General features: G+C 65.5%; 1 protein-coding gene and 1 pseudogene. Both read right to left on the bottom strand.

The window, feature by feature from the left end:
- Nucleotides 1–193 (bottom strand): annotated as a pseudogene (locus WBV89_RS06930) (ABC transporter substrate-binding protein); the annotation flags it as partial.
- Between the two features lie 260 nt (nt 194–453).
- Nucleotides 454–1,592, bottom strand: a 1,139-nt coding sequence (locus WBV89_RS06925; protein ID WP_423980600.1) for an ABC transporter substrate-binding protein, incomplete at its 5' end; no start/stop codon positions are given.

Here is a 1,592-nt window from a genome sequence, read left to right as displayed (position 1 = left end):
GACCTTCCTCCTCCATCGCCTCCGACGACGGACTCTCCTCCTCGACGACATCGGACTCCGCCGTCGACTCGCTCGGCGCATCCGTCGCGTCGGTGTCGCCACCATCGTCGTCGCTGCCACAGGCAGCCGCGACGAGCGCAAAACTAAAAACCACTGCCGCGGCGCGGCGTGATCGCATGGAACGTGTGCTCATCTGAACGATTCCCCAATCGTGTGAAGTTGGGTGGCCTCCCCAGGCCCCCACCGAACGACTGATGTCTGTTCGGCGTGCGTCAACGTAGCCCCATTCTCCCGAGACCGACGAGCCGAGCGTCACACCCGATCCGAGTTCTCACCGCCTCCGGACGCGGCCGGGCCGGAGCGCACGTACGCACGCTCCGGCCCGGCCGACAGTTCGCTGGATCGATCGTTCGGGGCGTTGTCCGCGACGACCGATCGTTGCTCGGTGGCGGGTCAGCCGCCCGGACGCAGTTCCGTTCCGGCGACCAGGTCGAGACCACTCAGTTCGGGAACGACGGGCTGGAACTGATCGCCGTCCCAGACGGTCACACTCGAGGCGGAGCTGCACACCGCAACGTACGGCTCGGGTGCATCGGCGCAGTTCAGCGGGAGCCCGCCGAACGTCGGCGTCACACCGTCGGTGGCCGCGAACTGATCCTCGATGGCCGAGCCGGTGACGTCACCCTCCACGTTGTTGGCCATCTCCCAGATGTTCATGATCGCCGAGAAGCCCTGCGTGGCGAAGCCCTTGAACAGGTCGTCCTGGCTGAGGCCGTACTCGGCACCCTTCTCCTGATAGATGGTCGCGTCGTCGAGGTTCTTGCCTGGCTCCTGCGCATCCAACGGCGAGAGCAGCGAGTTGCCGCTCCCGATGAAGTACACACCCTCGGCAAGCTCACCGGCAGCGCGCATCGCGTCGAAGTCGGTGCACGCACCGGACAGCACGAGCGGCGTATCTGCGGGCGTCCACCCGAGGCGACCCATTGCATCGACGTAGTTCCAGCAGTCGGCACCCTGCGCCGAGTAGATGATCACGTCGGGATCGGTGTCGAGGATCTCGGTCGCCTGCGGGGTGACGTCCGGCGACGCCGGTGCGATCGGCACACCGGTGTACGTCAGGTCAGGCTTCTCGCCGGCACGAGCCGAGTCACCCGGCTCGGAGCCGTTGAGCACGTCGAGCGGCTTCGCCTCGAGGTCGTTGTAACACACGACTCCGGGAGGCGTGTCCGCCCACGGCACACCGACATTCTGGACGTCGATGCCCAACTCGTCCTCGATCTCGTTCGTCGCGAACTCGACCAGACCGGTGTGGACGCCGAGGCAGCCACCGCCGGCACCGATCGAGTACACACCCTCGGAGGTAAAGTCCGCGATCGTCAGCGGCGTGCCGACGAGCACCGGAATGTCCGAACCCTGATAGATCGCGTAGTGGTTACCGAAGAAGTTGATCGTCGACAACGCCAGCTCCACTCCCGATGCGGACAGCTCGTTCGCGCAACGCTGCGAATCATCCGGAGCGACGATCGACTTGCACAACTCGATCTCGATCGGACGACCCTGCAACCCACCGAGCTCCGCGTTGACATAGTCAG

Source organism: Ilumatobacter sp. (assembly GCF_049588435.1).
Classification (GTDB): domain Bacteria; phylum Actinomycetota; class Acidimicrobiia; order Acidimicrobiales; family Ilumatobacteraceae; genus Ilumatobacter_A.
Note: the sequence above shows the minus strand (reverse complement) of the source record. Positions and strands in the feature narration are given on the sequence as shown.